The following is a 4819-nucleotide window of genomic DNA, read 5'->3' as shown; positions in this document are numbered from 1 at the left end:
TATTGTTTACCTAAAGTAATTAAAATATCTTCAATTTTGTCATTTAGTTGTAGTGCTTTTGCAGTTTTTACTTTTGCGCGAATTACTTCAGTGTTACCTGCAGCTGCTAATTCTAAGTCTAAACCACTACCTAAAGTTGCAAGTGCAAGACCACTTGAGCTGTCTACAAGTGCAGCTGCTACAAAGCCGTCAATTTCTGCGAGTTCATCTAAAGTCAATTTAGCCATGGTGGGTCCCCTAGGTCGTATAAAAATAGAGTAAAGTTTTTACTTTTTTTAGCAAAACAATACATTCTCTGCTCAGAACTATGCTAATTAAAAAGCCTGTTTATTGCAATAAAATATAATTAAAAAATATTTAATCATCATTAAATTAACATAATATGTTAATGTTTTGTGATGCAGTTAGCAAAAATGAAACGAGCAATTTAAATGCTAGTTGAAGTTAAACTGATTAATCAAAAACTAACATGACTTTATGCGCCAAATGATGACAGATGTGCATAAAAAATGTAAAAAATGCCCTTGAATCGTTTTTTTTGATTTGCAACTACCAATTAAGTTTTTATAGTGAACAAAGAACTTCTTTACGAGCAGCGTATGCAACCCATCATTCAATCATTGTTGGATACCGACCTGTATAAATTTACCATGCTACAGGTGGTATTACACAAATTTCCTCAAACGCATAGCGTCTATCATTTCCGCTGTCGTAATTTGGAACAGACTGAATATCCGTTGGTTGATATTTTGCCTGAATTACAACAGCAACTTGATTACTTATGTGAGCTTAAATTTAAAGAAGATGAGTTAACTTATTTACGCAGTTTACGTTTTATTAAAAGTGACTTTGTCGATTATTTAGAGTTGTTTCAACTCAAACGTCGTTTTATTAAAGCGGGTATTGACCATGAGGGTCGTTTGGATATTTGGGTAGAAGGCCCAATGGTACAAGCGATGATGTTTGAAATTTTTGTGCTTGCGATCGTCAATGAATTGTATTTTAACAAGATCCGCTCTGCATCTGTTTTAGAACAAGGCCAGTTACGTTTAAAAAATAAAATTGCGCTTATGCAAAGCTATCAAGCCCAGCAAAAGCCTGAAGATCCACCATTTTTGGTATCTGATTTTGGTACACGTCGTCGTTATAGCTTTGAATGGCAAAAACATGTGGTACAACAATTTCATCAAGCAGTACCCAATATTTTCCGTGGTACCAGTAATGTCTTCTTAGCCAAAGAATTGAATATCACCCCAATTGGCACCATGGCACATGAATTTTTACAAGCTTTTCAGGCTTTAGATGTGCGGTTACGTGATTTTCAAAAATCTGCGCTTGAAACATGGGTACAAGAATACCGTGGCGATTTAGGTATTGCTTTAACCGATGTGGTTGGAATGGATGCCTTTTTACGTGATTTTGATTTGTACTTTGCCAAGTTATTTGATGGTTTGCGTCATGACAGTGGCGATCCCTACGAGTGGGGTGATAAAGCTTATGAGCATTATAAAAAGCTTAAAATTGACAGTAAAACCAAAATGCTCACCTTTAGTGATGGTCTAAATGTGGAAAAAGCATGGCAGTTGTATCAATACTTTAAAGACCGCTTTCAAGTGAGCTTTGGTATTGGCACCAACTTAACCAATGATATGGGGCAAACGCCACTCAATATTGTGTTAAAACTGGTGGAATGTAATGGTCAGTCGGTGGCAAAAATCTCGGACAGCCCGGGCAAAACCATGACTGATAACGACACATTCTTAGCCTATTTACGTCAAGTATTTGATATTCAAGAAGCTGAGTAAATGACAGAGGTGCTGATTTTTTTGCTCGGTATAGCTTAAAAATCAGCACAAGCATGGTCAAACCCTATGCTAATATTTTAAGCAACCTTGATATAACGATTACAACGATGACCCATTTCAATTTTGATTTGCTGATTGAAGCCGAAGAGCTTGTGCCATTTTTAGGGCATGAACAGCTACGTATTGTTGATTTAAGCCGACGTTCGGTTTATGAGCAATTACATGTGCCGGGTGCGGTGCATCTAGCGCCAAAACTTTTGGTGCGCCAAGAAGAATATGCCTCAGGCTTACTGCCTGAGCTTGAGCAGTTGCAAAGCCTCATTGAATATTTACAGATTTCTCCTGAGCATCATGTGGTGGCTTATGATGATGAAGGTGGCGCGTGGGCTGGACGTTTAATTTGGAATTTACATTGCCTTGGTTTTGAAAACACCAGTTTAATCAATGGTGGTATTCATGCATGGTTAGCAGCGCAATTACCTACTTCTTCTGATGCAGTACAGCTTGCAAAGGTAGCTAACTTGGTTAAAGCTGAGCTGAATTCACAATATCGCATTGAATATGATGTTTTGCTTGATTTAGTCCAACATCAACACACGCAAGTGTGGGATTGTCGTAGCCAAGATGAATACACCGGTTTGCGTTTGGCTGCGCGTCGTGGTGGGCACATTCCGGGTGCACGACATTTTGAATGGAGTACTGCCCTTAATCGGCAAAATCATCTAAAATTGCAGCCTTTAGAACGTACCCAACAACGCTTAGAACATTTGGGTTTTAATCTGAATGAGCCTGTGGTGGTGTATTGTCAGTCACATCACCGTTCTGGTTTGGCTTATATTGTCGGACGTTTGTTAGGGTGGAATATTCGCGCCTATGATGGTGCATGGAGTGAATGGGGCAATCGCCTCAGCAGTCCAATCATTACTGGAGAGTTGCCGTCTTGAGCCTCACATCACGTTTAAAACAACAGATTTTTATTAAAGCGCAAAACGTTGTCCCACAACATCAATTGTCACGTATTGTGGGCAAACTTGCTGCAACAGAACAGCCTCTGCTTAAAAATGCGGTGATTGCCGCATTTAAAGCGCAATATGGCATTGATATGTCGATTGCCGAGCAAGACAACGCATTAAAATATAAATCATTTAATGAATTTTTTACCCGTGCTTTAAAAGATGGCGTACGTGCAGTTGACCAAGAGCCAAACAGCATTGTGTCACCTGCCGACGGTGCAATTTCACAAATTGGTGACATTATAGACGGTGACGTTTTTCAAGCCAAAGGGCAAAGTTTTTCGGTAGAAAAACTCATTGCTGACCCACAGCTAGCTGAACCATTTAAGAATGGTCAATTTGCCACAGTGTATTTGTCGCCAAAAGATTACCACCGTGTGCATATGCCATTTAGCGGAACCTTAACTGAAACGTTGTACGTACCGGGTGAGTTGTTTTCAGTGAATAAAACCACTGCTGAAAATATTCCGGGTTTATTTGCCCGTAATGAACGCATGGTGTGCTTGTTTGATACTGAACTAGGTCGTATGGCGGTGGTGTTAGTCGGTGCCATGATTGTGGCAGGCATTGAAACTGTTGCAACGGGTAAAGTTAAACCAACAGGGCGCTTAGAACTCAATCAACATGATTTATTCTTAGAAAAAGGCGCAGAACTTGGACGTTTTTATTTAGGTTCTACCGCGATTGTTTTGTTTGAACAAAACAAGATCCAGTGGGATCAAGCCTTTAGTGCCAATTCTTCGGTAGAAATGGGCAAAGCCTTAGGTCACTCTGTTTAATAAAAAAAATCCCTCAATTTGAGGGATTTTTTTACATCATTCTATAAAGTCTTTCTTTCGGAAAAATGACTTTAAATAACGAACCTTGATTTTCTTTAGATTCAATTTCAAGGTGCGCGTTATGTTGCATCAATACGTGTTTCACAATAGCCAAACCTAAACCTGTACCGCCAGTTTGACGGCTACGGGCGCTATCAACTCGATAAAAACGTTCGGTTAAACGCGGTAGATGTTTAGGGTCAATGCCAATACCTGTATCTTGGACAGTTAAGATGCTTTGATCACCATCATCATGCCAACCAATGGTCACTGTACCGCCCTTTGGGGTGTACTTAATGGCATTGGTAATAAGGTTGGTAAAGGCACTGGCCAGTTCGGTGTCTGAACCAATTAAATCGCAATGACTGTCGATATCTAGATTTAAAGTATGACCGTAATCGACGTTGTAGGCTTGTGCATCATCAAACAATTGATTCATTAATGTTGGCATATCAATAATTTGATTTTTCACAATACTTTTGTCATTTTCTAGACGCGACAATAACAGTAAGTCATTCACCAAAGCATTCATACGTCGTGTTTGCGATTGCATTTGATCAAAGGCACGTTTCCAGCGAGGATTAATGTCTTCTTGGTCGGTAAAAGTTTCAATGTAGCCGCTTAAAACCGTCAGTGGAGTGCGTAATTCATGGGAAATGTTGTCTACAAAGTCCTTACGCATTTGCTCAAGGTTATGCATACGCGTTACATCATAAGCCACCAACAGACGACTTTCGCCACCAAAACGCGTCATTTTAACTTGCACATAATGATCTTCAAACACTGAAGATTTCATTTTAATGCCATCGGGTGCTTCATCAATATGATGAAAATACTCAATAAAAACAGGCTGACGTAAGATGGTAAGCAAACCACGACCACGGTCTAAACTTTGCAAACCCAATAAGCGTTCGGCTGCAGGGTTCCACCATTCAATTTGATGATTTTCATCAATTAAAACCACGGCTTCTTGCAATGCCACCAAAGACGATTGAGCACGATCAATTAAACCGACCATCTCGGCTTGTACAATACGTTCTTGGCGTTGCGCCCGATAAACATTGAACAACAACGCGCCCCAAATCCCACCTAAATTGGGTGGAATGTCGTAAGGACGATTAGAAATCCAATCATTAACCAAATATAAAGAACGCATTTGCAAAGCAAAAAACAGTGCACATGC

4 protein-coding genes and 1 pseudogene are annotated in these 4819 nt (G+C 39.6%); 3 read left to right on the top strand and 2 right to left on the bottom strand.

Annotated elements, in window-relative coordinates; translation table 11 throughout:
* Window positions 1-227: pseudogene (locus Q0017_RS13265) on the bottom strand (roadblock/LC7 domain-containing protein); the annotation flags it as partial.
* A 372-nt stretch (window positions 228-599) separates the two neighbouring features.
* Between Q0017_RS13265 and pncB the strand changes: the two are divergent.
* The 3 genes from pncB to asd all read left to right on the top strand — a co-directional run bounded on the left by pncB (window position 600) and on the right by asd (window position 3597).
* Window positions 600-1805, top strand: coding sequence for a nicotinate phosphoribosyltransferase (gene pncB / locus Q0017_RS13260; protein ID WP_298147771.1), 1206 nt, complete (start codon window positions 600-602; stop codon window positions 1803-1805).
* A gap of 107 nt (window positions 1806-1912) precedes the next feature.
* Window positions 1913-2749: a sulfurtransferase gene (locus tag Q0017_RS13255; RefSeq protein WP_298147765.1), complete on the top strand. Its 837-nt coding sequence runs from the start codon at window positions 1913-1915 to the stop codon at window positions 2747-2749.
* A complete protein-coding gene (asd, locus tag Q0017_RS13250; RefSeq protein ID WP_298147768.1) occupies window positions 2746-3597 on the top strand; it encodes an archaetidylserine decarboxylase in 852 nt (283 codons plus the stop codon). Before Q0017_RS13255 ends, asd begins: the two co-directional genes overlap by 4 nt.
* Window positions 3598-3628: 31 nt before the next feature.
* On the opposite strand, the gene phoR is transcribed toward asd, so the two are convergent.
* On the bottom strand, window positions 3629-4819 hold a 1191-nt coding region (phoR, locus tag Q0017_RS13245), incomplete at its 5' end, for a phosphate regulon sensor histidine kinase PhoR (protein ID WP_298147762.1).

The organism is uncultured Acinetobacter sp., assembly GCF_947624825.1.
Lineage (GTDB): Bacteria > Pseudomonadota > Gammaproteobacteria > Pseudomonadales > Moraxellaceae > Acinetobacter.
The sequence above is the reverse complement of the archived record's forward strand: the minus strand, read 5'-3'. Positions and strand labels throughout refer to the sequence as shown.